Genomic DNA, 25,739 nt, shown 5'->3' with positions numbered 1-25,739 from the left:
ACCTCCTGCCTAGTCTTTAACCACAGGCAGGGAAGCCCCGCGCCAGGCGTTAAGTCCGCCCTGGATGCGATACAGCTCGTCAAAGCCCTTACCACGCAGCTGACGACCGAGATGTGAGGCCTTGGCGCCCATATCACAAGTCAGAATAATGGGTTTGTCCTTGTATTTTTCCAGTTCTGCAATACGCTCAAGGGCCTGGCTGGCAGGGATATTGATGCTGCCGGCAATATGTCCGGCACGAAACTCATCGCTATCGCGCAGGTCAACAATCACCGCATCCTTCTGGTTGACCAGATTGGTGGCCAGCTGAGGACTCAGAGCCTTGCCGCCACGGCGGGACTCAAGCACAAAGAAAACGGCCCACAGCAGAAAAAAGGCGGACACCAGAAGGTAATGGTTACTGGCAAATTCAAGCAATTGGCTCATTGGAACCCCGAATCAGTGGCAATGGCCGACGCTGTGCAGATAATTGGACAGCCCCGCGCCGATGGAAAATCGGCGCCAAGTATACACACCCGCAAGGGGGTAAGGTAAAACCATGCGCCCCGGATTACTGCTGCTATTACTCCTGCCCGCCCTGGCCTGGGGCGAAAATACACCGTCAAAGGCCCAACTGGCGCAGCTCAAGGACCGCATCAGCGAGCTCAGTGCCGCCCAGAACCGGGAACTGCGCAAGCGGGATTCAGTTCAGGCGGATCTGCGCGAAGCCGAGCTTCGCATCAGTCGCCTGTCCCGTGAACAACGCAATCTGGAACAACAGGCCGGCGAGGCCCGCCAGCGACTGGCCAAACTGGAAAAGGAACAGGCTCAGCTGGCCCGGGAAAAGCAGACCCAGCTCGACTGGCTGGCCAAAACCGTCCGCGCCAGTTATCAGGCCGGCCGCCAGGAACGCATCAAACTGCTGCTGAACCAGGAGCAACCGGACCAGATTGCCCGCCTGCTGCGCTACCAGGAATACTACCAGCGCGCCCGCAGCAATCGCCTGCAACAGGTCAATGGTGAGCTGGATGAACTGATGGCTGTCAGCCTGCGCGTGGAGCAGGCCCGCCAGGCACTGCTCGACAAGCGCAGTGACGTACACCGCCATGCAGACAAGTTGCAGGGGGCCCAGAAAAGCCGCCAGCAGACCCTGGCCAGCCTGAACCGCTCCCTGGATGACCGCAGCTCAAGCCTCAGCCAGCTCAGGCGAGACCAGCAGCAGCTGGAAAAATTGCTGGCAGATATGCAGCGCAGTCTGAACGATATCCCCGCCGACCTGGGCGGAACGCCCTTCGGCAAGCTGGCCGGCAAACTGCCATGGCCTCTGGACGGAAACATTGGCACCAGCTACAACAGCGCCCGCGAAGGGGCGCTACGCTGGCAGGGCGTGATTTTGAATGCGTCTGCCGGCACGCCGGTGCGGTCGGTATACGCCGGTCGCGTCGTGTTTGCAGACTGGCTGCGCGGCTACGGCCTGCTCACCATTGTCGATCACGGTAACGGCTACCTGACCCTGTATGGCTATAACCAGAGCCTGTTGCGGGAAGTCGGCGAGTGGGTCTCCGCCGGTGACAGCCTGGCACTGGCCGGCAATTCCGGCGGCAATCGTGCCAGTGGTCTGTACTTCGAGATACGTCATCGCGGCAAGGCGGTGAACCCCACACGCTGGTGTAATCGCCGTGTTACACTGCCGCCACTGGCCCAAAACACAAATGATTGAAGCACGCGCATTGATCTCGCGTGCCTGCCGGGGATACTGAATGCCAACGCCAACCTTGTCCTTTCTGCGCACAGCTGTGGTGACGGCACTGCTGTCCGCCGCTCCCTTCGCCAGCCTTCATGCCGAAGACCCGGCGCTGGATCAACAGGCCCGCCAGCAGGGCGTACCGGTGGATGAACTGCGTGCCTTTGCCGAAGTCATGGAGCGCATCCGCGGCGCCTATATCGATGAGGTTGATGACCGCGAACTGCTTGAATCAGCCATTCGCGGCATGCTCTATGAACTGGACCCGCATTCCAGCTACCTGACCCCGGACCAGTTTGACGACCTGCAGGTCACCACCACCGGTGAATTCGGCGGCCTGGGTATCGAAGTCACCATGGAAGACGGCTTCGTCAAGGTGGTTACCCCGGTGGACGGCTCACCGGCCAGCAAGGCCGGCATCCAGGCCGGCGACCTGATCCTGAAAATCGACGAGACCTTTGTGAAAGGTCTGAGCCTGGGCGAAGCCGTAGAGCTGATGCGCGGTGAGATCGGTTCGGAAATCGAACTGATGGTGCTTAGTGACGGGGATGACAAACCTCACCAGGTCACCCTCGAGCGCGACAAGATCCAGCTGCACAGCGTCAAATCCCGCATGCTGGAGCCTGGGCTGGGCTATTTGCGCATTTCCCAATTCCAGAACAATACCGGCGACGATGCCCGCAAAGCCCTGGACAAACTCGCCAAGGAAGATACCTTGCGTGGCCTGGTGCTGGACCTGCGCAACAACCCCGGCGGTGTACTGGGTGGCGCCGTGGAAGTGGCCGACCTGTTCATGGACAACGGCCTGATTGTTTATACCCAGGGCCGCGAGAAAAGCAGTCGCAGCGACTTCAATGCCAAACCCGGCGACCGCCTGAATGGCATGCCCATGGTGGTACTGGTCAACGGCGGCAGCGCCTCCGCCTCGGAAATCGTCGCTGGCGCCCTTCAGGATCAGGGCCGCGCCATCGTGGTGGGTAATCGCACCTTCGGCAAGGGCTCGGTACAAACGGTGCTACCGCTGAGCAAGGACAAGGCCCTGAAGCTGACCACTGCCCGTTACTACACACCCGATGGACGCTCCATTCAGGCCGAAGGCATTGAACCGGATATCGCCGTGGACGTGGTTACCAAATTCGAGGTCCGTGAAGACATGCAGGTACGAGAGGCAGACCTGCCTCGCCACCTGAACAACGAAAACGGAGAAACCCGCGACGACGGCAAGCGCCAGTCTCTTGCCCAGGAAGATTACGCCCTGGCACAGGCCCTGTCCGTGCTGAAAGGCGTAGTACTGGCTCGCAACAACGACAGTCGCTAATGCACCGTTTCGCAATCGGTCTGGCGCTGTTGCTGGCCACCGCCACTGCCACAGCCCAGCCGCGCATTGCCATCATCATTGATGATCTGGGCTATCACCGCCAGAACGGCCAGGCCATTGCCGATCTACCTGCACCGGTGACCTGCGCGGTGATCCCCTATTCCCCTCACGGACGCAAACTGGCCGAGCGCGCCAGTCGGGCCGGCAAGGAAGTGCTGGTACATCTGCCCATGGACGCCGGCCAGCATATTCGCCTGGATCGCGGCGGACTCCGGCAGGGCATCAGCGAAAACGAACTGCTCGATACCGTACGCCAGGCACTCAGTCAGATCCCCCAGGCACGGGGCCTCAACAACCACATGGGTAGTGCACTCACCGAACAGGACGAACCCATGGGCTGGCTGATGGCAGAACTAAAAGCCCATCAACTGTTCTTTGTGGATAGCCGCACCAGTGGCCGCTCAGTGGCACAGCAGGTGGCACGACAACAGGGGCTGGCCAACGCCGGACGTGACATCTTTCTGGATAACGAGCGTGATCTGGTCAAGATCAACGCCCAGTTCAACAAACTGATCCGGCTCGCCCGTCAGCGCGGCCAGGCGATTGCCATCGGCCACCCTTATCCGGAAACCGTCCATTATCTGCAGCAGGTACTACCGCTGATGGACGATGCCGGCATTCAAGTGGTGCCAGTTTCTTCGCTACTGGACACCCCGGCGCTGGACACTGCCACTACGGGAAATAGCACCCACGCCGGGTCCTGAGTCCGGTTATTCGGAAACCGGAGCGGGCTGTCCCCGGCCGATACCGGTGAGCCTGGCATAGCCGATCATCAGGAAGCCGAAGACAAACATCAGCACCCCGTACACCGCTGACGGCACCGACATGGCTTCGGAGTGCAACAGGGTCAGGGTCACCATCAGCCCCAGGGTGCCATTCTTGATGCCCAGCTCGATGGCCACGGTAAAGGCCTGGTCCCGGCTCAGGCCAATCAGGCGCCCCCCCACCAAACCCAGCACCAGGCCGGCAATGTTCAGAATTACCGCCGACAACCCTGCCTTGCGGAACAGATCCAGCGCTTCTTCACCCAGCTCTACCATCAGCAGCGCAATCACCGCCACCAACACCAGCAGACCCAGCAAGCCTACCGCCTTCTCGCCCTTTTCCGCCCAGTCCTGACGGAAATGGCGAATCGTCATGCCCACTGCCACCGGCAGCAGAATGATCACAAACAGAGTAATGATGGTGCGCAGCACCGGCAGCTCCAGCACCTTGTCCGCATCCTGAAAGCGCTCCAGCGCCCAACCGGTAAATGCCGGCAGGGTAACAATGGTGATCAGGCTGGCCAGCACTGTCAGTACGATGGACAGGGCCACATCACCACGGCCCAGGTAGACGAAAAGATTGGACGTTGTACCACCCGGACAGGCGGCAATCACGATCAGCCCCACCGCCAATGCAGGGGACAACTCCAGCGCCAGGGCCACCCCCAGGGCAATGAGCGGCAATAAAAGAATCTGGGCCAGCAGGCCGAAGAAGGTGCCGCGCGGGGCGATGGCGACTTCGCGGAAGTCCTTGGGAGTCAGGGTCATGCCCATCCCCACCATGATCAAAAACAGCGACACCGGCAGGCCGATATCGATTAGCGCATTGGAACCCATTGCCTCTCTCCCGAGATTTTATTCTTGGTAACGCCTCGAGAGTAAAACAGGATTTCACTGACAGCCAGTACAAAGCGGCTGTCTTGCCACATCTGCGACCCCGGTCTGATATACCTGTTGGCGCTTTGCTCGCAAAGCGAAGGGTAAAGGCAACCGAAAGATTCGAGTTGCGAGCAAAGCGCCAGCGGGTCGACTCAGTAGCGCGCCGCTGAAATATAGCGGCCGCTAGTCCAGTCGCATCTCCACCCCGGCCGCCTGCATGAACTGCTTGGCCTCCTGCACGGAGTATTCGCCGAAGTGGAAAATGGAAGCGGCGAGCACCGCATCGGCACCACCCTGAACCACGCCGTCCACCAGGTGCTGCAGGTTACCAACACCCCCAGAAGCGATCACCGGCACCGGCACTGCGTCGGCAATGGCCCGGGTCAGGGCAATATCAAAGCCGTTCTTGGTGCCATCCCGGTCCATGCTGGTGAGCAGGATTTCACCGGCACCGTAGTCGGTCATCTGCTTTGCCCAGGCTACCGCATCCAGCCCGGTGGGCTTGCGGCCACCATGGGTGAAGATTTCCCAGCGATTGGTCTCGCTCTCGGCACTGACTTTCTTGGCATCAATGGCCACCACGATGCACTGGGACCCGAAACGCTCCGCCGCCTCGCGCACAAATTCCGGATTGTGCACCGCCGCCGAATTGATGCCGACCTTGTCAGCACCGGCATTGAGCAGATTACGGATATCTTCCAGAGTCCGAACGCCGCCGCCCACGGTGAGCGGAATAAACACCTGGCTGGCGATCCGCTCCACGATGTGCAGGGTGGTGTCACGCTCCTGATGGCTGGCGGTGATATCCAGAAAGGTAATCTCGTCAGCACCGGCATCGTTGTAGCGCTTGGCAATCTCCACCGGGTCACCGGCATCGCGAATGTCCACGAATTGCACGCCCTTGACCACCCGACCGGCGTCCACATCAAGACACGGAATAATGCGTTTGGCTAAGCCCATAATGCGTCCCCGTCAGGCGCCGATCAGTTCGTCGGACAGTGCCTGGCCTTCGCCGAAGTCCAGGGTGTTCTCGTAGATGGCACGACCGGTAATGGCACCACTGATGCCCTGATCCGCCACTGCACATAGGTTACGCACGTCATCCAGATTGGTGATACCGCCGGAGGCAATCACCGGAATGGACATGGACTGGGCAAGGCGCACGGTAGCGTCCACATTGACGCCCTGCAGCATGCCGTCACGGCTGATATCGGTATAGACGATGGCGGACACGCCGTCGTTTTCGAACTGTTTGGCCAGATCGATCACATCCACATCAGTGACATTGGCCCAGCCATCGGTGGCGACCTTGCCATCCTTCGCATCCAGGCCAACGATGATGTGGCCGGGGAACTGCTGACACATTTCCTTGACGAACTGCGGCTCGTTGACCGCCTTGGTGCCGATAATTACCCATTGCACCCCGGCATCCAGATAGGCCTGGATAATTTCCGGGCTGCGGATACCACCGCCAATCTGGATTGGCAGATCCGGATGCGCCTTGGCTATCGCCTTGACGATGTCACCATTCACCGGCTCCCCGGCAAAGGCACCGTTCAAGTCCACCAGGTGCAGACGGCGGGCGCCGCGCTCCACCCAGTGGCTGGCTACCGCCACCGGGTCATCGGAAAACACCGTATCGTCTTCCATACGCCCCTGCTTCAGGCGTACACATTTACCGTCTTTCAGGTCGATGGCGGGAATCAAAAGCATGTCAAAATCTCAAAAGCTGGGTTTGCGCTTGCGCGGTGAATGACGACGTTAGTGATGATGTTGCTGTCAGCGATCCACTGAAACACTCAGTGAAATCATGGCTGCCAGCGCAGGAAATTTTCCAGCAGCGTCAGGCCGGCATCTGCGCTCTTCTCAGGGTGAAACTGCACCGCAAAGACATTCTTTCTGGTAGCCGCCGCGGCAAAGCTCAGACCGTAGTCGCAACGACCCGCTACTTCCTCATCGGCCAGCCCGGTGACGCAATAGCTGTGTACGAAGTAGAAACGGGTGTTATCGGCGATGCCCGCCCACATGGGGTGCGCCATGCCCTGACGCACCTGGTTCCAACCCATGTGCGGCACCTTCAGGCGGCCACCGGTATCATTCTGCAACTCGCCGAAAAAAGTAACCTGACCGTCGAACACGCCAAGGCAATCCACGCCGTTGTTCTCCTCACTACGTGCCATCAGGGCCTGCATGCCAACACAGATCCCCAGCACCGGCTTGCCGGCGGCAATCACATCCAGAATGGCCCGGTCCAGGCCGGTCTCGCGCAGCACCGCGATACAATCCCGGATGGCACCCACACCGGGGAACACCACCCGATCTGCCGCCCGCACCTGATCCGGGTCACCGGTAATGACGATCTGCTGGCCACTGGCCACCTTTTCCAAGGCCTTGCCGGCGGAGTGCAGATTGCCCATGCCGTAATCAATGACGGCTACTACTTCGCTCATACGCTACGGTTACTCGCTTTCGCTCAGGGTGCCCTTGGTGGACGGGGTAATGCCGCTCATGCGCGGGTCCGGCTCCACCGCCATGCGCAGGGCACGGCCGAAGGCCTTGAACACGGTCTCTGCCTGGTGGTGGGCGTTCTTGCCACGCAGGTTATCGATGTGCAGGGTGATCATGGCGTGGTTGACCAGCCCCTGGAAGAATTCGTAGAACAGGTCCACGTCGAAGCCGCCGATGCTGCCCCGGGTAAAGTCCACGAACATTTCCAGGCCGGGACGGCCAGACAGGTCCAGCACCACGCGGGACAGGGCTTCATCCAGCGGTACATAGGCGTGGCCGTAACGGCGCACCCCTTTCTTGTCGCCAATGGCTTTGGTAAAAGCCTGACCAAGGGTAATGCCGATGTCTTCCACCGTGTGGTGGGCATCGATGTGCAAATCCCCCTTGGCCTTGATCTCGATATCCACCAGGCCATGGCGGGCCACCTGGTCCAGCATGTGCTCCAGGAACGGCAGGCCGGTATCCAGTTTGCACTGGCCGGTGCCATCCAGGTTGATGGAGACCTGGATCTGGGTTTCCAGGGTGTTGCGCTCAACAGTGGCGCTGCGCTTGCTCATCTCTATCTCCAGGGGTTACCCAGGGCAGTGGGCCGGTTATTATACGCACCCTGACAGAGCCTAACCAGCGGAGCAATTTCATGCCGATCAGTGCTGAACCCCACCCCTTATCGTCGGAACAGGCCGCCACCTTCGATCAGGTGCTGCGAGATGACCCGCAATACCGGGAAAAACTGGACGCGGCAGTGGCCGCCGGCGACAAACGCCTGTTTGCCGCCCATTTCAACGGCAAGCGCGTGGCGGTGGCGTTGATAGAAGAAAACCGGCCCGAGCTGGACTGGGTGGTGGTGCACCCGGCCACCCGGGGCCGAGGGGTGGGCAAGGACTTTTTGCGGCTGATCGGCCAGCAACTGGGGGCAATTCTGGCTATGCCCCGGGAATGCGACCCAACACGCTGATCAGTGACCCGGGCGGCAACGGTTACGCCCGCGGGGCCTGCATGTCCGAGAGAGGCAGGCGAATATGCAGGGTAAAGCCCTGCCCCGGCCCCGGGCTTTGCGCCCACAACTGGCCATCCACCTGCTCGATCATTACCCGGGCCATGGCCAATGACAGGCCAAAGCCCTCCTCGTGGTGGCGCGAGCCCATCACAAAAAACGGTTCGAGAATATGCTCAAGCTGCTCGGCCGTGGCGCCCTTGCCCTCATCCTTGATACAAATCTCCGCGTAACCGCCGGACACATCCACTTCACTGGAAATGTCCACGCTGCCGCCTTCCGCACTGAAGCGCAGTGCATTATCCAGACCGATTGACAACACCTCCTGCAGCTCGCCTTCACTGGCGTTGACCCGCAGGTTCGGTGATACACGATTGCGTACGGCAATGCCGCTCTGTTCAATCCGCCCGGCTTGCTCACGCAAAATCCCATCCAGCACCCACATGGGCTGGCAGTTACCCACCGGCGGCGGCTGATTGCGGTCTGACAAATCGAAATAACGCAGCGAGGTGCTGACGATCCCGGTCAGCCGTCGCTGGCCCTTGCGTACCATGGCCCAGACATCCACATCCTGGTCACCCTGTGCATCCTGTCCCAGGGAGTCGGCGGCACCGATCCAGTTGATCGGTGTATTCAGCTCGTGGCTGATGTATTGCAGGAACATGGACTTGTCCCGGTTCATCTGCTCGATATCCGCCAGATGCCGCTCCAGATTCTGTTGCGCTTCAAGGGCCAACTGTTTGCGCTCGGTCTCCAGAAAGCGAATCCGGTCCCCAAGCGCCAGCGACAGCATGACTACCACCCACAGAGCGCCAAAATGCGGCAGATAAGGTACGAACACGCTATAGGGCATAAGCCCCAGGTTGCCCATGGCGAACAGGAAGATAGTCAGCAGAAACACCGACCAGGCCAGTACGTAGAGCCGCGCGACCCGAAACCCCTGCCGCCAGACCATCCAGCCCAGCCAGCTGAACAGCACGATGGTCATCAACGCAATCACCGTGGAAAGGTGATAGGTCCAGGGGGGCTCCATGAGCCACTGCAGCACAAAGGCGCCGCCAACCATCATCAGGTAATGTTTTATCAGCCGATCATAGCGGGGAAAACGTTGCGCCAATTGCAGAAACTGGCGGGAATACAGGGCAAGGGCCAATGTAATCACATAGGTACTAAGCCAGAAGTATTCATTGATCTTGGGCGTTTCCGGCCACAGGTATTGCAAGCCAAAGCCGCTGACATTGATGTTGAAAAAAATTATCCCGCCCAGAAACATCACGAAGTGCAGATGCACATTGTCGCGCAGAGACAGGTAGAGCAGCAGGTTGTAGACCAGCATAATCACCAGGGAGCCGTAAAACAGGCCCTGCATCAATTGCTCAAGGTATGTGAACTCCACCAGCCCCTTGGCACTATAGAGCGCCGGCATCATGTTCAGGGCACCCTTGCCGCGCACCTTGAGGTAATACTCCTTCACCCCGGGATCGTCGGTTTCCAGGCCAAATACAAAGGCCCGATGCTTCATGGGCCGCTGGTCAAAGTTCCGAGTATCCCCCACTTCCAAAGCACGATAATTGCCCTCCCCGTCAGGCGCATAAAGAGTCAATTCATCAAGGATCGGATGACGCTCCACCAGAAACCAGCTTCCGTCCACACCGGTGGAATCCACGGCAATACGTAACCAGAAAGTGCTGCGGGTGAAGCCGAAGTTCAGGGTACTGCTTTCGCTGTTGCGAAAGCGGCTGACAAACTGGTCACGGACCTGATCCAGAGTCCAGTCTCCCTCCGGATCTTCCAGTATCTGCATGTACTCGCCCAGCAGCACTTTCTCCTTGGCATCAGCCAGTGCCACCGTCCTTCCCTGGGCAGCCGTGGCCAGGCCGCACCACACAAGCAGAAGCGTCAACACTGAAAATTGGAACTTTTGCAAAGGTCCTTCCCCTAAACTCACACGATCAATGCTAAGTTATCAGTCAGTCATTTCTGACTGGTATAATCCGGGTCCATCGTCCAACACGCAAGGAGAGCTCCATGGGACGCTTGATAAAAATTTTGCTGATCACAATTTTTGCCATCATTCTGCTATTGGCTATCGCGGTTTTTGTGATCACACAGGTGATTGATCCCAACGAGTTCAAACCGGAAATTGAAAAACAGGCCAGGGAGCAGGCCAATCTGACTCTGGATATCCAGGGCGACCTGGCATGGCAATTCTGGCCATCGCTGGGCGTCAGCCTGGGCCGCACCGAGGCCCGCATCGCGGATGAGGAGGAGCTGTTTGCCGCTCTCAACGCGGCCAGCGTCAGTGTTGCAGTACTTCCCCTGCTGTACGGTCAGGTGGAGATGGACGGCATCACGCTGGCAGGCCTGGATGTAAACCTGATCGAGGGGCCGGATGGCGCCAACTGGGAGCAGATCGGCCCGCAAACTGCGGCGGAAGAAACGCCGGAGGAGGCAACCACCGCCGCTGACGAAGAAGGCAGCAGCAGCCTGGATATTCCCCTTACCATTCCCAGCGTGGCCGTCACCGACGGCAAGGTGCGCTATCGCAACACCAGCGACGGCACCGACATCGTGGTAGAGCATTTCAACCTGAACGCCCAGGACGTCAATCTGGATGAGGCTTTCCCACTGCAGATGTCACTGCGTTATCAGGACCAGAGCGACATGCGGGTGGACCTGAATCTGGACACCACTCTCACCACCGATCTGGATGCCAACCACTTCATCCTTGACCCGATGACCCTGGACGCCAACATCGCCGGCGCCACCACCATGCCAGTGGATGTGCACCTGGAACAGAAGCTCGACGTAAACCTCGGCGAGGACACCGTCTCTATCAAGGATCTGCTGCTCACCGCCGCTGGCACCGAAACCCGCGGCAACATCGACATCGCCGCCCTCACTGGCGACATGCAGCTCAGCGGTAAACTGTCCACCGCCCCCTTTGACGCCAACAAGGTACTGGAAGCCATCGGCGAAGCCCCCATCGAGACCACCGACAGCAAGGCGCTCAGCAACATCGCCATGGAGACCACTCTGGCCGGCGAGCCCGGCAGCGTCATGGCCAACCCGCTGAAGATCACGCTGGACAGCAGCACTCTCAGCGGCAGCGCCGGCCTGGCCAGCCTGGAAAGCGGCAAGATCATTTTTGACCTGGCGCTGGACCAGATCACCCTGGACGGCTACATGCCGCCATCCTCGGATGAGCCGGCCACCGCTGCTGCCGGCGGCGGCAAGGACGGCGGCACCGCCAACCTGTCCACCGCGGAACTGATTCCGGTAGAAGCTCTCCGCCCCCTTGTCATGGATGGCAAACTGCGCATCGGCAGCCTGAAGTACGACACCATCGACGCGAGCAATCTGAAATTTGCAGTCACTGCCAACAACGGCATCCTGCAGCTCACTGAAGCCCGCGGCGACACTCTCGGTGGCAGCTTCAGCGCCAAAGGGAAGCTGGATGCGTCCGGCAACACTCCACGCATCACCGCCAGCAACACCGTGACCAGCATGCAGATCCAGCCACTTGTACAACTGGCGCTGGAAGACGACCTGGCCAAGGGCATTTTCGCCATGAGCGGCAGCTACAGCGCCAGCGGAAATAGTGAAAAAGCACTGATGGATTCCGCAAAAGGCACTATCGACATGTCACTGGCCGATGCCACCGTGCGCGGCCTCAACCTTTACCAGACCCTGGTCGGCGGCGTAAACGATATGCTTGGCCAGTTCCAGGGCCTGGCCACAGCACTGATCCCCAATCAGGAATCCGGCAAGCTGCCCAGCGCCCTGTCCGAAGACACCAAGATCGTGGACCTGACCACCAAGGCGCGTCTGGACAAGAACGTGGCCTACCTGGACAGCCTGAATGCGGTACTCAGCAAAGGTGAGATCACCGGTAACGGCTGGATGAATATCCTCAATCAGGATTTCGACCTGAAAATCGGCATGCAGTCCCCGGAACTGGGTACCTCCAAGTACCTGGAAGGCACCACCTGGCCGCTGCGCTGTGAAGGCAATCTGGGCGGCAGCCCCGCCAAATGGTGTGGCCCGGACAAATCCGGCTTCAAGGACATTGGCAAGCAAGTGGCCGCCAAAGCCGCTCAGCAAAAGATCAAGGACAAGCTGGGCATCGACGGCGAAGGCGACACCGCCGAGGAAGTGATCAAGGATGCCGCCAAGAAAAAGGCCAAGGAAGAAGTGGACAAACAGCTCAAGGATGGCCTGAAAAAGTTGTTTAACTAACGCCACACGCGGCACGCCTCACGCTACACGCCACGCCGGCTTCGTCACCGGCGCAAGGCGTGAAGCGTGTTGCATGCCTGCGTCTTCACAGGTACAACTCGCCGCATGCGCAGTCCTTCACCGATCCCCCCCTCCACCGTCAGCGATGCCGTGCTCGCCTGGTACGACCAATACGGTCGCCAGAGTCTGCCCTGGCAGCATCCCCGCACACCCTATCAGGTGTGGGTTTCGGAAATCATGCTACAGCAGACCCAGGTCACCACGGTCATCCCCTACTTCCAGCGGTTCATGGAACGTTTTCCGGATGTACACAGCCTGGCCAGCGCCGCCCAAGATGAAGTGCTGCACCTGTGGACCGGCCTGGGCTACTACGCCCGCGCCCGTAACCTGCACAAGTGCGCGCAAACGCTGGTGGCGGAACATGCGGGCGACTTCCCGCATACCGTGGAGGAAGTCGCTGCCCTGTCCGGCATCGGTCGCTCCACCGCCGGCGCTATTCTTGCCCAGAGCCGAGGGATCCGTGCCGCCATTCTCGACGGCAACGTGAAACGGGTACTGGCGCGTCTGCATGCAGTGGAAGGCTGGCCCGGCAAGAAACCGGTGGAAAACCGCCTGTGGGAACTGGCAGAACATTACACCCCTCACCAGCGATTGGCAGACTACACCCAGGCCATGATGGATCTCGGCGCCACCGTCTGCACCAGGGGCACGCCCAATTGCAGCGCCTGCCCGATACAGCCCCACTGCCAGGCCCACGCCAATGGCAATCCGCAGGACTATCCCGGACGCAAACCGAAAAAAACAGTGCCGGTGCGCACCACCGTGATGCTGATCCTGCGAGATACACAAGGCCGGGTGTGGCTGGAACCCCGGCCATCATCTGGCATCTGGGGTGGCCTGTGGTGCTTCCCGCAGACAGATGATGTCGATCTTTTCGACGAAGCTCTGGCCCAGCGAGCGCTCAGCACCAGTGACACACCACAGCCCCTGCCAGGCTTTCGTCATACCTTCAGCCATTTCCATCTGGATATCACGCCGCTGGAGGTCCGGGTACACACCGTCGGCACCCGAGACAGCAACGGCCGCTGGGTGGACCCGGCAGCCCCGGGCGAATTGGGGCTGGCCGCCCCGGTCAAAAAACTGTTGAGCCGGCTCGACCATCCACAGCAGACGAGCATGTTATAGTCCCTCCATACCCATTCCGCACCATGGAGACGTTATGAGTCGCACGGTTTTCTGCCGCAAATACCAGAGCGAACTGGAAGGCCTGGACCGCCCCCCCTTCCCCGGCCCCAAGGGGCAGGACATCTTCGATAATGTATCGCGCAAGGCCTGGCAGGAGTGGCTCCACGAGCAGACCATGCTGATCAATGAAAAACACCTGAACGTGATGGACCCACAGGCAAAAGGGTTTCTGGACGAACAGCGCGATCGTTTTTTGAACAACGAAAACTACGAAAAAGCCGAGGGTTACGTTCCCCCTGCTCACGATGCGAACAAATAGCCGCTGATCACTTGACGCCTCCGGCTCGAGCCGCTTTAATACGCGCCCTGATTGCCCGGATAGCTCAGTCGGTAGAGCAGGGGATTGAAAATCCCCGTGTCGGTGGTTCGATTCCGCCTCCGGGCACCATCTTGAGAAGCCCCGCTCAAACGAGCGGGGCTTTTTTTATGCTGCAGAATCGCCTGCCCCGCCCAAGGGCTACCACTCCTATCGGCTTCCCCCTTATCCTGACACTGCACTCACCGCAGGACAGCCCATGAAGACACGCCTCCTTCTGCTTGCCACCCTGATACTGATCAGCGGCTGCGACAAAACTCCAACCGGTCGCGACCAATTAGCGCTGGTACCCGGGTCGATGATGGCCCAGTTTGGCAGCCAGGCCTTCCTGCAGATGCAGCAACAGATTCCGGCCAGCGAGAATACGACCCGTAATGCCCGTGTGCAGTGCATCGCCAGGGAAATCCTGCTGGAAGTGGGCAATCGCTTTCCCGGCACCCCCATGCCGGACACCTGGGAAATCGTGCTGTTTGATGACCCCACGCCCAACGCCTTCGCCCTGCCTGGCGGCAAGATTGGCGTGAACCAGGGTTTGCTGGACGTGGCCGACAACGACGCCCAACTGGCCGCAGTCATCGGCCACGAGGTGGCCCATGTGCTGGCTCGCCACGGTAATGAGCGCCTGACCCAGGAACTGGGTATCAAGGCGGTATTGTTACTGGTGGGGTTATTCAGCGAGGGGGACGGTGATAGTGAACGAATCATCCAGGCACTGGGACTTGGCGCCCATCTGGGCATTGCCCTGCCCTTCAGCCGTGCCCATGAGGAAGAAGCCGATGTAATGGGACTGGAGTTGATGGCCAGTGCCGGTTTCGATCCGCGAGAGAGCACCCAGCTGTGGCGCAATATGGCCGCCGCGGGGGACGGGCAACCGCTGGAGTTCCTTTCTACCCACCCAAACCATGAATCGCGGATCGAAGGGCTGGAAGAGCAGATGGAGGCAGCGCTGCCACTGTATCAGCGCACCACTCCGGTGGATTGCGGGAGCCCGTGAGTCTTGCCGTAGGAACGCTCCGTGACATCTACAAAGCCCCTGTAGGAGTTCCTCTTGAGGGACGAATCCGAGCCTGAGCGAGGAAGCATGCTCCTGATCGCCCTACGGCGATGTCCACGCTGATGCGTGGTTCGTCCCTCAAGAGGAACTCCCGGCATAAACGTGTGACTAGCGCCGCCAGCGACACGCCTACGGATAGGCCAGCCTACCTGCCCAATGACGCCTTCGCCGTAGCCGGCACCACCGCCGGCTGCCAATCGTAATCCTGCATATTTACGCGCCAGGTACGGGCCATGAACTGGAAGGTGGCGTGGGGCCACAGGGCGGTATTGCGGCCATCCGCCTGCTGATACCAGCTCATGCAACCACCGTTCTGCCACACCGTGCCTTTCAGCTCCTCCTGGAGCTTGTCGTTGTAGCGGTCCATCACATCCTTTTTCACGTCCAGCCAGGCATCGCCGCGCTGATCCAGCTTGCTGATGGCATCAATGACATAACGCACCTGGCTCTCGATCATGAAGATGATCGAGTTATGGCCCAGCCCGGTATTCGGCCCCACCAGCTGGAACATATTCGGGTAACCCCTGACGGTGGTCCCCAGGTAGGCCTCCGCGGCGTCTTTCCAGTCATCCTGCAGACGGTGACCCGGCAAGCCGGTGATCTCGAAATCCTTCATGTAAATGCGCGGATCGACGATAAAGCCGGTGCCCAGCACCAGACAATCCGCCTGCTGCTCAGTACCATCACTGAAGACAATGCTGTTCTCGCGGATTTCCTTCACCCCTTCGGTGACCAGCGACACATTGTCCCGGTTGAAGGTGGGGTAATAGTTGTTGGAAATTAGGATGCGCTTGCAGCCCAGGGTGTAGCTGGGTATCAGCTTGCGAGCGGTCTCCTTGTCCTTTACCTGATAACGGATAAACGCCTTCAGGGCCGGCTCTGCCAGCTTGGCCAGGCGCGGTTTGAAGATCGGCACCACACGGGCTTCGTTACTCAGATACAGACGCAGGCGGTGCAGCTTGCGCAGGGCCGGGAAGCGGCGAAACATCCACTTACTCAGACCGGAATAGGCGCGTTCGTCACGAGGAATAATCCATGGCGGGGTACGTTGCACCACGGTGAGATGTTCCGCCTCTTTGGCTACGTGCGGCACATACTGAATGGCGCTGGCGCCGGTGCCAATGGACACCACCTTCTTGCCCGCCATGTCGTAACCGTGATCCCACTGGGCCGAGTGAATGATCTTGCCCTGGAACTTGTCCATGCCCTTGAAGTTGGGGAAGGAAGGGACATGCAGGGGGCCGCTGGCCAGCACCCAGTGCTGACATATCACCTGGGAGCCATCTGCCAGGTCCAGGGTCCACAGGGCAGCCTTGTCATCAAAATGCGCGCCGGTCACTTCCGCATTGAAACGGGTGAACTGGCGGATGCCGTGCTTTTCAGTGACCCCATTGATGTAGCTGTGGATCTCCTGCTGGCCGCTGTAGCGGTGACTCCAGTCCGGATTGCCCTCAAAGGAAAACGAGTACATGTGCGACTGCACATCACAGGCTGCACCCGGGTAGCTATTGTGATTCCAGGTACCGCCCACATCGTCGCCCTTCTCCAGCAGCAGAAAATCATCGATGCCAGCTTCTCGCAGCTTGATGGCCATACACAGACCGCCGAAGCCACCACCGACGATGGCCACCTTTACGCGACGGGTTTGTACATTGATCCGGGCCTGACTTGTCATCGTTATCCTCCATGGACAGCACCGCTGTCATTCGTCATTGGCGATTACTCTAGCCATGGTTGGCGTCGGTGAATACGTGTTAACCTGAGCTGAAAATTGATAATTCCGGCCAAGGCTTTATCCCATGTCCGCTCGCTCGATCCTGGCACTGATCTACACCGTGGAACTTCTGGAAACAGAGAAAGGACTGGATTGCGCGCCGGTGCTGGCCCGCCATGGCTTGGACAAGGCCAGCCTGGACCCCAACAGCGAAATCGGCCGGGACCGGGAGCTGCTGATCTTTTCCGAGCTGCTGCCCCGGGTGGATGACCCGATGCTGGGTTTCGAAATGGGCAGTCGCTTCGGTTTTGCCGGCTATGGCCAGCTCACCATGCTGCTGATGACCAGCGAAACCGCCTTTCAGGGCTTCCAGTTCGGCGTGAAATACCAGGCGCTGACCTATCTCTACGGCGAAATCGCCCTGACCCCGGGGGAGCACAGCACTGCCCTGGATCTGTACCCCATCTCACTGCCGCCGGAGCTGCGCCGCACCCTGATCGACCGGGACATGGTGGGCACCTTCAAGCTGGTCAACGATATCCAGACCCAGCTCAATCTGGACCTGAAACCGGCCGAGGTCTGGATGCCCTATGCCCGCCCACCGGAGGAACAGGTACGGAGATTCGAGGACTATTTTGGCTGCCCGATACGCTATGACCAGCCCCACTGCCGAGCGCTGATTCGCAATCAGGACCTGGCCGTACGCCTGCCGGGCTACAACAAAATGGCCCAGGACATGTACCGCGACCAGTGCGACGCCATGCTGGCCCGTCGGGAGATTCCCACCGACAACCTGGCTACCCGGGTGGCCAGTTACCTGCAGCTGTTCGTACGCAGCTACCCTACCGCCGAGCAGGTGGCCCAGGCCTTCGGCATCCCGGAACGCAGCTTCCGACGGCAGTTAAGCAGCGAGCAAAAGCCCTTTCAGAGCATCATGGATCAGGTGCGCGAAGAGAAAGCCAAACGATACCTGGCCGACTCAGAGAAAAGCGTGGCGCAGATCGGCGAGCTGCTGGGGTATAGCGAGTCGGCGGCTTTCGTGCGGGCATTTGAACGGTGGACCGGGCAGACACCGGCCAAACACAGGAAGGCAATTGATAATTGAGAATGGATAACTCGCAGGAAAGGGCATCAAGTCCTGAAACACAAGAGGCCGCGCCCAAACGTTTGGGCGCGGCCTCTTGCATTGAAAGACAACGGCAAAACCAATCCGCGCCGTTATCAATTATCCATTCTCAATTATCAACTAGTCCTTGCGAATGCGCTCCACAATCTTCGTCGTAGAAATATCGTCAATAAAGTCGAGCACCTTCACCTCCCCACCATAGCCCTGCACAAACTCGTGACCGACTACCTGGTCGACACTGTAGTCGCCGCCTTTTACCAGCACATCCGGCTTGATGGCTTCCAGCAGCGGCTCTGGGGTATCGGTATCGAAAGGCACCACCCAGTCCACCACCTCAAGGGCCGCAAGCACTGCCATGCGGCGCTCCAGGGGATTGATGGGGCGGCCTGGCCCCTTCAGTCGACGGATGGATTCGTCGCCATTCACCGCCAGAACCAGGCGATCACCCTGACGGCGGGCGGAATCCAGATAGCCCACGTGACCGGCATGAATAATATCGAAACAGCCATTGGTAAAGACGATCCGCTCGCCCTGGGCGCGGGCATCTTCGATGGCAATCAACAACTGATCTTCCGTCATCACACCACGGCCCAAGCCACCTTCCTGATGTACCGCCCGGCGCAATTCCGGGGCAGAGACCACCGCGGTGCCCAGCTTGCCGACCACGATACCAGCGGCGATATTCGCCAACGCCACCGCGTCCGCCATGTCGGCACCGGCGGCCAGCGCCACCGCCAACACCGAGATCACCGTATCGCCGGCGCCGGTCACATCGAATACTTCACGGGCACGGGCAGGCAGGTGCAGCTCCGGCTGACCATCGCGCAGCAGGGTCATGCCCTTTTCGCTGCGGGTTACCAACAGGGCCTGCAGGTCAAGATCCCGGATCAGTTTCTGGCCCTTGGCAATCAGATCCTGCTCATCTTTGACCGGGCCGGCCACCGCTTCGAATTCACTGAGATTGGGCGTAAGCAACGTCGCGCCACGGTAATGACTGAAATCCGTTCCCTTCGGGTCCACCAGTACCGGCACGCCGGCTTCCCGGGCCAGGGCAATCAGACCGGGGCAATCACGCAACGCCCCCTTGGCATAATCGGACAACACCAACGCCCCGCAGTGAGCCAGTTGCTCCTTTACCTTGCTGGCGAAAGGCGCCGGATCCTGGTCGTGGAAGGCTTCTTCGAAATCCAGGCGCAGCAACTGCTGCTGGCGACTGATGACACGCAGCTTGGTAATGGTGGGGAGGCCATTCACCTTCTGAAAATGACAACCCACTTCCGCGGCACCGAGGCGCTCCTCAAGGATAGAGGCGGCCTCGTCATCGCCGGTAATCCCCACCAGCTCGGCCCGGGCGCCAAGGGCGGCCATATTCAGGGCCACGTTGGCCGCGCCACCAGGACGGTCCTCCAGCTCGGTCACCCGCACCACCGGTACCGGCGCTTCCGGCGAGATTCGCCCGGTGGGGCCATGCCAATAACGGTCGAGCATGACATCACCTGCCACCAGAACACGGGCCTTGCCAAAAGCAGGAATATGCGGATTGTGCATAGGTTCTCCAAAACACAACAGAGCCGGATTTCGAGGCAGTGTAGCATAGCCTGATACTTAGCTAACCTGCTGAAAGTGTTCGGGGAAACACCAAAACGCCAGGGACACAGACAAAACCCGGGAAGCCGTATAGACAGTCGATGCCGCAGGCTCTGGGCAGTACACTTTGCCGCCGCTACGCATCTACCGGCCAGACGGGTATCATGTCCCCCAACCGAGAGAATCCAGGGAGCCACAGGACCATATGCCGCCATTACCCCCCAACATCATGCAAGGTCGCTGGCTGCGCTGGTGGCTGACCCTGTCTTTTGCAGTGATGTTCAGCGGTACCTTCCTGTTCAACTCCCGCATTGGTTTTCTCAACGTGCTGGACGTGCTGTTCTTTCTGCCGGCACTGACCTTGCTGACCCGGGCCGTGGTAAGCGGTGACTACCGTCTGATGACCTCGCCATTGCTGGTACCGCTCTACCTGTTTATCGGCTGGGCAGCCCTGAGTTTCATTTGGGCAGAAGAGCCCAACACCTCTCGAGCCGTTCGCGGCATGGTGCAGATCATCGTCATGGTGGGCATCTTCCGCTGGCTGCACCTGTATTTCCGCAACACCTTCAAACAGGCCCTGGCCAATGGCGCCCTGTGCTGCATGGTCGTTGCCACCATGGTGATGATCAGTTACTACACCACCCAACCGCTTAACAGCCCCCTGTTCAGCGAACCGGCCAATCTGATCTTTCACCTGCCGTCCCTGGATCCCAGCGTTGCCCTGATGGCCATGGTCGCTCCCACCTTCATCCTGCTCGCCCAGGGCATGGAAGAAGGGGTCAGTGGCAAGGGCGGGCGTCGCCTGGTCGGTGCTGCTGTAGGCTTTGCCTTTCTGTGCCTGACATCACTGCCACTGGGCCTGATGACGATAATGTTGGGGCTGAGCTGGCTGGCCAGCCGGCGGCGGCGCTCCTGGTTGGCGGTAATTCCCTTGCTAGCCGGGGTCTATCTAATGCTCGAAGGCCGTAGCGACTTCACCCTGAGCAACTATTTCCTGCATCCGCTGATTGGCAATGGTCTCAATCAGGAGACCCTCAACAGCGTTCTTGCCGAGGACAATAACCGCCTGCTCAGCCTGGCGCATCCACGCAACCTGTTCGTGTTGTTGATCCACAGCGTCGGTCTGGTCGGCCTGGTTCTGTTCCTGGCCAGCTGGATAAGCCCTTTCACCGCCTTGTTACAGCGCCAGATCAACTGGCATGAGGACGCGGCCTATTCAATCGCTGTGCTTCCTGGCCTGTTCATGGCATTCGCCGCCGGCGCCTACCTGCTGGTGCCGTTTCATGCCAGCTGGCTCAGTGTCTGGTTGCCATTGGCCCTGCTTCTCGCCCGGCTGAGTGAACGCCCCTCTATCCGCCCTAACAGCCGTTAAATTTGTCTCGAGATTTGCATGGGAAAACGTAATAACCGCCCCACCCGATTGTCTGATCCCAGGCTATACCCTAGCTGGATCGGCGTGGGCCTGTTCTGGCTGATCGGTCAGCTGCCCTGGCGCCTTTTGCAGGCCATAGGCAGAGGCGTGGGGCGCCTGGCGTGGCATCTGGCAAAAAAACGGCGCCATATTGCCCAGACCAACATTCGACTTTGCTTCCCGGAGCTGACGCCGGAAGAACAGGACGAGCTGGCCCACCGCAGCGTCATCAGCACCGGCGAGGCGATCCTGGAGATGGCCGGCAGTTACAATAATCACCGCATCGACCTGAATAAGAATCTTACCGTGACGGGCATGGAGCACATCGAAGCCTGCCAGGCCAGGGGCGAGGGCGTATTGCTGCTGGGCATGCATTTCAACACCTTGGATACCTGCTCAAGGATGCTTGCCACCCTGGTGGATATCCATGCGGTCTATCGCCCCAATGACAACCCGGTCATCGACCGGCTTATCGACCGGGGGCGCCGCCACTACGTTCGCAGCACCGTCGACCGTACCGATATCCGGCAAATGCTGCGCCTGCTGCGCAGTGGCGAAATTGTCTGGTATGCGCCGGACCAGGACTACGGCACTGCCCACGCTCTGTTCGTTCCGTTCTTCGGCATTCCAGCAGCCACCATCACCGCCACCAGCCGCATCGCCAAGATGGGCAAGGCTGCGGTGATCCCGTGTGCGCATTATCGCTTGCCTGGGGGGCGGTACGAGATCGAGTTCGGACCAGCACTGGAACATTTTCCCGGCGGCGACGAAGCGGCGGATACCGCCCGCATCAATCAGACTATCGAACACTATGTCCGCAAGCATCCCGAGCAATATTTGTGGGTGCATAAGCGGTTCAAACATCAGCCCGAAGGTCAGCGCCTGTACCGTTAACCTCACCTTGCCCCACAGGTCGGGCTGACAGTCCAATGGCAAGCCCAACAGGAACGACAAAAACAAACCATAGCGGATCGGGGGAGGCCAGCAACAGATTACCGTCTGTCAGCATGGAAACCAGGCCAAAGCAGACCAGCAGTAATCCAAGCATGGACAAAGGCTGCCCGCGAAAGCGATAGAAAAGCCAAACCGCCCGACCGTAAACCGCTGCTAGCAGCAAGGCGGCGACAGCACCGCCCCAGTACAGATGCCCTAACCAGATGTTATGGGCGTGCTGCCAGCCATAGACTTCGCTGAAATAAACATAATTGTCGTGGGAACTCCCATGCCCTAGCCACAAGGCCTCCGGCAGCTGCTCAAATACGGCTTCCCAGATCACAAAACGCCCTGTATCCAATCGCGATAACCAGTCTGCATCCTGAAGCAGAAGAAACAGCAAAACAGCAGCGGCCCCTCCTCCAAAGACCAACACCCTGGCCCGGCCGGCAAGGCCGAAAAATGCCACCGTTCCAGTAGTAACTATCAACCCCAGGAGTGGCCCCCTGCTCCGAGACAACAGAAAAACCGACAGTAGCACCGCCGCACACAACAGTAACATGAGCCGAACGCGCGTCTCCTGCGACGCTCTGAAAAGCAGCCCGGCAAGCAGCAATGGAAAGGCATAGTAGTACATCCCGATAATGGGATGGGATGCTTCACCCAGTGGCCGGAGCCTATCCTGCAAGCCATTTCCTTGCAGCACATAAAAGTTGAACAAGGAAACACCGGCCACCATGGTTCCAAGCAAAACCAGTAGCAGCATGCCGGAACCTTGCGCGTCAGCTCGCGAAACCCACCAAGCCAGCAATGCCACCATCAGAATTGCCTGTGTCACCGGGCGAAACATATCCACGGAAGCATCAATCGAACCATCCCAAGCGTGCCAGCGCAGCAGATAATAGCCGCAATAGGCAATAAATGCGGCAATGAGCAGCCCGTCCGCCCTGATGCTAGCTGCGCCACGCTTGAATAACAGATACAGCGAGAATAATCCCAGCAAGGGCTCGAATACGGAAGCAATCTTGCCTCCTCCCCGCTCCAGACCGATTAAAACAAACAACAGACAAAAACAGACAAACAACAGCTGAGCGGGTCCAATACTAAACCTGCGAAGAAGGGGCATGCAGACATCCTGGCTATAAGCGCAAATAACTTTGCAAAATTTCGCTGAAATTATAACGAGTCGGGATACACTGATTTTGACCAGGGCACCGCATCATGGCCGCATCCAGATGACGGCGCAGATCGTCCTGATCTCCAGCCCGGAACAAGGCATCAGGATAATTTTCCATGATTTCCTCAAAACCGCTCACTCTGGAAGCCAACACCGGCACACCAAGGCACATTGCCTCCAGAAGAGCCAAACCAAATCCCTCATGAAAGGAAGCCCCGACGTAGAGAGCGGCATTTTTCACAATGCCGAATGGTGGCTTCACATAACCAGTCAAATGAACTCGATGTTCCAGACCCAGTTCGCAAACAAGAGCCTCCAGCTGCGGTCGTTGCTTACCTTCACCAACAATAACCAGATCATGACTCTCCCTGGCACTGGATGCAGCGTAGGCATTGATCAGGATATCAAACCCCTTCACATCCACTAAGCGCCCGACAGAAACGATATAGGGTCGGGAAAGTGCCAGGGTTTCGGACTCCTTCGCCAACAGCCACAGGGCCTGGACATCAATACCATTACTAATCACCGTCACCTGTTGTGCGCCCCCCACCACGTCCCGGAAATCACGCTTCACCGCTTCCGAAACCGCCACCAACCTTCCCCGCTGGTAACAGTTGCGAATCAGGCGGAATCGCAGCCGTCGCATCCAGCCTGAAGCCCTTCCTACATGCATGCTCTGCAGTTCATGCATCACCTTGACCAGACGAGGGTGCGACACCCGGCGCAAAGCCGCAATCGTCCGAAAACCGTGAATGGCCACGAGATCATCGGCTTCAACCCCGCTCTCTTCCAGGAACTCATGGAAAATGCGAGCATTGCGCCTTCCTGCAAACAAATTACCAATCCCTCGGAGAAACGGGCGAAAAAGTGCATATAGAATACGCAGGTAAAACACCGAGTTGGAATCGATTTTCGGCATATAGTGGACCCGTCCCTGCAATCCAGAGGGTACTTCGCCGCCACGCCGAAGAAGTACGACAGAAACATCCAGCCCCGCCGACAAAAAAAGCTGGGCATGCTCTTCAATAACAGAGTTCAGCCCCCCCATCTTCATACTGCTTGTCACAAGAACAACTCGCTTCATTATTCTACCTAGTGGCTCTGCTGTTATGTCTGCTATTCAACATCCGGCGCTTTGGTTACCATGTCCCTTTGAACCGACTAGTTACCGCCAAATGTCACAGCACCGTTTAGTCATTAACTACCTACGCGATCCGGCGCAAAAATCGCCCCTCCCTATCGCTATAGAGCAACTGCTTTCAGATGACGGCAGCTGGCGACTGATCAAACGCAATACCCGCAACACGATTGCATTTCACTCTGAGCTCAGGGTGTATTTCAAGAGTTTTAACCACACCAACATTAAAGAGGGATTAAAGCGCCTCTTCACTGGCGGACGAGCCCAACGGACGCTGAACGGCACCCGTCTTCTCCACCAGGCAGGTTGCCAAGCCCCTGACGTGGTCGCCATGGGCCATTTTCCTGGCAACGACTTCATCCTCATGGAGTCGATTGAAGGCCCGCCACTGCTCAATGCACTGGAAAGCCACCTAAAGCACCAGAAACATCCCGAATGGCGTCGCGCACTGTTTCAGGAGCTGGGCCTAACCATAGGAAAAATGCACGCCAAGGGAGTCATCCACGGGGACCTCCGCGGCAACAACGTGATAATCCTACCTGAAAATCACCATTATCGCCTCGCTCTGATCGACAATGAACGGACCCGAAAACCCTTCCGTTTCCAGCGGGAACAGCGGCGAAACCTCAAACAAATCATGCTTTTCGGACCGCAGTACATCACCCAAGGGGAGCAGCAGCTGTTCTTCTCCGGCTATTTCCAGGCCTTCCCACACCCTGCCCAGGCTGCAAAGCAGCTTTCAGCAGAAACGCTCAGAGAAGTGGGCAAGCACTTCAAACGCAAGGGCATTGTGCAAGGCACCCCCATCTCGGAGGCTAACTATTGGCCGGCTCTGGCAGAATGCGTGCCCTACGAGTTGTCCCGCCTCAGCAATAGCGGCGAACGATTTCCTCAACCCGAGTAGCCCACTGCGCATTCAATCCAGCCGCCATGCCATAACCCTCAAGCCACGCCCGGATCTGGCCTTCCTGTAATCGCAGCCCGCTGCGGCGATTACGGTACCAGGCCCGCTCCAGGGAGGTCATAGCCCTCTTCCCCTGCCAACCAGCCGCTCCCAGTGGCTTTTCCCGGTCCAGCAGGAAGACTTCTTCCTCCACAACCAAGAAGTCCTTGGCTCGCAGAGGCTCATAGCCCCCCAGCTGATGCAGGCGACCAGCCACGACACCATAACGACTGGCCAGGCCCAGACTATCCGCCCGCTCTTCCATTAGAGCATCTTCCAAACTGCTCCCGGCAACCGCCTGCGACAACATCATGCCCCCCACCGGAAGACCGCACTGATAGCGTGTCCCCCAAGCCAACAGAGGAATCACCGGAATACCTTCCGCCTGCAATCGCAAAAGATTGCGGGCTTCCAGCTCTACCGAAGAGCACCAGGACCTTGCCCTCCAGAGGCGCGGGGCCAGCACCCGCCAACGCTCCCGGTGAGCCAATTTGAGGTATACCGCTTTTTCCTGCCATCGCCCCCGGTACACCACTGTCGTGTTTCCCTCACCGGATATCACTTCATCACCACAGGCCAGAAGGTCGGACATATTCCCTCCCCCCCCCCC

24 protein-coding genes and 1 tRNA gene are annotated in these 25,739 nt (G+C 59.0%); 13 read left to right on the top strand and 12 right to left on the bottom strand.

Features of this window, described 5'->3' with window-relative positions; genetic code table 11:
• Nucleotides 1-9: 9 nt before the first annotated feature.
• The gene (locus B3Q33_RS04875) at nt 10-426 is read right to left on the bottom strand and encodes a rhodanese-like domain-containing protein (RefSeq protein ID WP_035245184.1); all 417 of its coding nucleotides are present in this window, start codon (nt 424-426) and stop codon (nt 10-12) included.
• Nucleotides 427-538: 112 nt separating this feature from the next.
• On the opposite strand from B3Q33_RS04875, the gene B3Q33_RS04870 reads away from it, so the two are divergent.
• Genes B3Q33_RS04870 through B3Q33_RS04860 form a run of 3 tightly spaced genes read left to right on the top strand, consistent with a single transcriptional unit; the run spans nt 539 to nt 3,805 of the window.
• On the top strand, nt 539-1,699 hold the full coding sequence (locus B3Q33_RS04870; protein WP_273009911.1) for a murein hydrolase activator EnvC family protein: 1,161 nt from the start codon (nt 539-541) through the stop codon (nt 1,697-1,699).
• Nucleotides 1,700-1,739: 40 nt separating this feature from the next.
• On the top strand, nt 1,740-3,041 hold the full coding sequence (locus B3Q33_RS04865; RefSeq protein WP_272975579.1) for a S41 family peptidase: 1,302 nt from the start codon (nt 1,740-1,742) through the stop codon (nt 3,039-3,041).
• Entirely contained in the window at nt 3,041-3,805 is a 765-nt protein-coding gene (locus B3Q33_RS04860; protein ID WP_272961483.1) for a divergent polysaccharide deacetylase family protein, read from the top strand. Before B3Q33_RS04865 ends, B3Q33_RS04860 begins: the two co-directional genes overlap by 1 nt.
• 6 nt (nt 3,806-3,811) lie before the next feature.
• Here the strand turns inward: B3Q33_RS04860 and B3Q33_RS04855 are convergent, their stop codons facing one another.
• The 5 genes from B3Q33_RS04855 to hisB all read right to left on the bottom strand — a co-directional run bounded on the left by B3Q33_RS04855 (nt 3,812) and on the right by hisB (nt 7,809).
• Entirely contained in the window at nt 3,812-4,702 is an 891-nt protein-coding gene (locus tag B3Q33_RS04855) for a bile acid:sodium symporter family protein (protein ID WP_035245189.1), read from the bottom strand.
• Between the two features lie 225 nt (nt 4,703-4,927).
• Nucleotides 4,928-5,704, bottom strand: a complete 777-nt coding sequence (gene hisF, locus B3Q33_RS04850) for an imidazole glycerol phosphate synthase subunit HisF (RefSeq protein ID WP_272975578.1) — start codon at nt 5,702-5,704, stop codon at nt 4,928-4,930.
• 12 nt (nt 5,705-5,716) lie between these two features.
• Nucleotides 5,717-6,457 carry a 1-(5-phosphoribosyl)-5-[(5-phosphoribosylamino)methylideneamino]imidazole-4-carboxamide isomerase gene (gene hisA / locus B3Q33_RS04845; RefSeq protein WP_035245193.1) on the bottom strand — a complete coding sequence of 247 codons (741 nt, stop codon included), beginning with the start codon at nt 6,455-6,457 and terminating at the stop codon, nt 5,717-5,719.
• 95 nt (nt 6,458-6,552) lie between these two features.
• On the bottom strand, nt 6,553-7,194 hold the full coding sequence (gene hisH / locus B3Q33_RS04840; protein WP_272962018.1) for an imidazole glycerol phosphate synthase subunit HisH: 642 nt from the start codon (nt 7,192-7,194) through the stop codon (nt 6,553-6,555).
• A 9-nt stretch (nt 7,195-7,203) separates the two neighbouring features.
• Nucleotides 7,204-7,809 carry an imidazoleglycerol-phosphate dehydratase HisB gene (gene hisB / locus B3Q33_RS04835; RefSeq protein ID WP_035245197.1) on the bottom strand — a complete coding sequence of 202 codons (606 nt, stop codon included), beginning with the start codon at nt 7,807-7,809 and terminating at the stop codon, nt 7,204-7,206.
• 80 nt (nt 7,810-7,889) lie between these two features.
• On the opposite strand from hisB, the gene B3Q33_RS04830 reads away from it, so the two are divergent.
• Nucleotides 7,890-8,207 (top strand): acetyl-CoA sensor PanZ family protein, encoded by a 318-nt coding sequence (locus B3Q33_RS04830; RefSeq protein ID WP_272962020.1) that lies wholly within the window; start codon nt 7,890-7,892, stop codon nt 8,205-8,207.
• A 22-nt stretch (nt 8,208-8,229) separates the two neighbouring features.
• Here the strand turns inward: B3Q33_RS04830 and B3Q33_RS04825 are convergent, their stop codons facing one another.
• Nucleotides 8,230-10,095 carry a sensor histidine kinase gene (locus tag B3Q33_RS04825; protein ID WP_272975577.1) on the bottom strand — a complete coding sequence of 622 codons (1,866 nt, stop codon included), beginning with the start codon at nt 10,093-10,095 and terminating at the stop codon, nt 8,230-8,232.
• A 179-nt stretch (nt 10,096-10,274) separates the two neighbouring features.
• Here B3Q33_RS04825 and B3Q33_RS04820 point away from each other — a divergent pair, with 179 nt between their 5' ends.
• The 5 genes from B3Q33_RS04820 (at nt 10,275) to B3Q33_RS04800 (ending at nt 15,040) form a co-directional block, all read left to right on the top strand.
• Nucleotides 10,275-12,485 carry an AsmA family protein gene (locus B3Q33_RS04820; protein ID WP_273009912.1) on the top strand — a complete coding sequence of 737 codons (2,211 nt, stop codon included), beginning with the start codon at nt 10,275-10,277 and terminating at the stop codon, nt 12,483-12,485.
• Between the two features lie 105 nt (nt 12,486-12,590).
• Entirely contained in the window at nt 12,591-13,670 is a 1,080-nt protein-coding gene (gene mutY / locus B3Q33_RS04815) for an A/G-specific adenine glycosylase (protein ID WP_035245205.1), read from the top strand.
• Nucleotides 13,671-13,704: 34 nt separating this feature from the next.
• Nucleotides 13,705-13,989 carry an oxidative damage protection protein gene (locus B3Q33_RS04810; protein WP_035245207.1) on the top strand — a complete coding sequence of 95 codons (285 nt, stop codon included), beginning with the start codon at nt 13,705-13,707 and terminating at the stop codon, nt 13,987-13,989.
• A 53-nt stretch (nt 13,990-14,042) separates the two neighbouring features.
• Nucleotides 14,043-14,118 (top strand) — tRNA-Phe (locus B3Q33_RS04805).
• Between the two features lie 127 nt (nt 14,119-14,245).
• Nucleotides 14,246-15,040 (top strand): M48 family metallopeptidase, encoded by a 795-nt coding sequence (locus B3Q33_RS04800; protein ID WP_272962024.1) that lies wholly within the window; start codon nt 14,246-14,248, stop codon nt 15,038-15,040.
• A gap of 205 nt (nt 15,041-15,245) precedes the next feature.
• On the opposite strand, the gene B3Q33_RS04795 is transcribed toward B3Q33_RS04800, so the two are convergent.
• Nucleotides 15,246-16,775, bottom strand: a complete 1,530-nt coding sequence (locus B3Q33_RS04795) for a flavin-containing monooxygenase (protein ID WP_272962025.1) — start codon at nt 16,773-16,775, stop codon at nt 15,246-15,248.
• Between the two features lie 124 nt (nt 16,776-16,899).
• Between B3Q33_RS04795 and B3Q33_RS04790 the strand changes: the two genes are divergently transcribed.
• On the top strand, nt 16,900-17,919 hold the full coding sequence (locus B3Q33_RS04790; protein WP_272962026.1) for an AraC family transcriptional regulator: 1,020 nt from the start codon (nt 16,900-16,902) through the stop codon (nt 17,917-17,919).
• Between the two features lie 141 nt (nt 17,920-18,060).
• Here the strand turns inward: B3Q33_RS04790 and hldE are convergent, their stop codons facing one another.
• Nucleotides 18,061-19,488 carry a bifunctional D-glycero-beta-D-manno-heptose-7-phosphate kinase/D-glycero-beta-D-manno-heptose 1-phosphate adenylyltransferase HldE gene (gene hldE / locus B3Q33_RS04785; protein WP_272962027.1) on the bottom strand — a complete coding sequence of 476 codons (1,428 nt, stop codon included), beginning with the start codon at nt 19,486-19,488 and terminating at the stop codon, nt 18,061-18,063.
• 244 nt (nt 19,489-19,732) lie between these two features.
• Here hldE and B3Q33_RS04780 point away from each other — a divergent pair, with 244 nt between their 5' ends.
• A complete protein-coding gene (locus B3Q33_RS04780; RefSeq protein WP_272962028.1) occupies nt 19,733-20,899 on the top strand; it encodes a hypothetical protein in 1,167 nt (388 codons plus the stop codon).
• An 18-nt stretch (nt 20,900-20,917) separates the two neighbouring features.
• The gene (lpxL, locus tag B3Q33_RS04775; RefSeq protein WP_272975575.1) at nt 20,918-21,832 is read left to right on the top strand and encodes an LpxL/LpxP family Kdo(2)-lipid IV(A) lauroyl/palmitoleoyl acyltransferase; all 915 of its coding nucleotides are present in this window, start codon (nt 20,918-20,920) and stop codon (nt 21,830-21,832) included.
• On the opposite strand, the gene B3Q33_RS04770 is transcribed toward lpxL, so the two are convergent.
• Nucleotides 21,795-22,997, bottom strand: coding sequence for an O-antigen ligase family protein (locus B3Q33_RS04770; RefSeq protein ID WP_272975574.1), 1,203 nt, complete (start codon nt 22,995-22,997; stop codon nt 21,795-21,797). The two genes, lpxL and B3Q33_RS04770, sit on opposite strands and share 38 nt — an antisense overlap.
• A gap of 13 nt (nt 22,998-23,010) precedes the next feature.
• Entirely contained in the window at nt 23,011-24,132 is a 1,122-nt protein-coding gene (locus B3Q33_RS04765) for a glycosyltransferase (protein WP_272975573.1), read from the bottom strand.
• Between the two features lie 91 nt (nt 24,133-24,223).
• On the opposite strand from B3Q33_RS04765, the gene B3Q33_RS04760 reads away from it, so the two are divergent.
• Entirely contained in the window at nt 24,224-25,090 is an 867-nt protein-coding gene (locus B3Q33_RS04760) for a lipopolysaccharide kinase InaA family protein (protein WP_272979862.1), read from the top strand.
• On the opposite strand, the gene B3Q33_RS04755 is transcribed toward B3Q33_RS04760, so the two are convergent.
• Complete coding sequence (locus B3Q33_RS04755; RefSeq protein ID WP_272975571.1) at nt 25,053-25,721, bottom strand: hypothetical protein; 669 nt, start codon at nt 25,719-25,721, stop codon at nt 25,053-25,055. The genes B3Q33_RS04760 and B3Q33_RS04755 overlap by 38 nt on opposite strands.
• Nucleotides 25,722-25,739 lie beyond the last annotated feature (18 nt).

The organism is Alcanivorax sp. UBA3183, assembly GCF_002364155.1.
In the GTDB taxonomy this organism is placed as follows: Bacteria; Pseudomonadota; Gammaproteobacteria; order Pseudomonadales; family Alcanivoracaceae; genus Alcanivorax; species Alcanivorax jadensis.
This window is presented reverse-complemented; position numbering and strand designations above follow the sequence as displayed.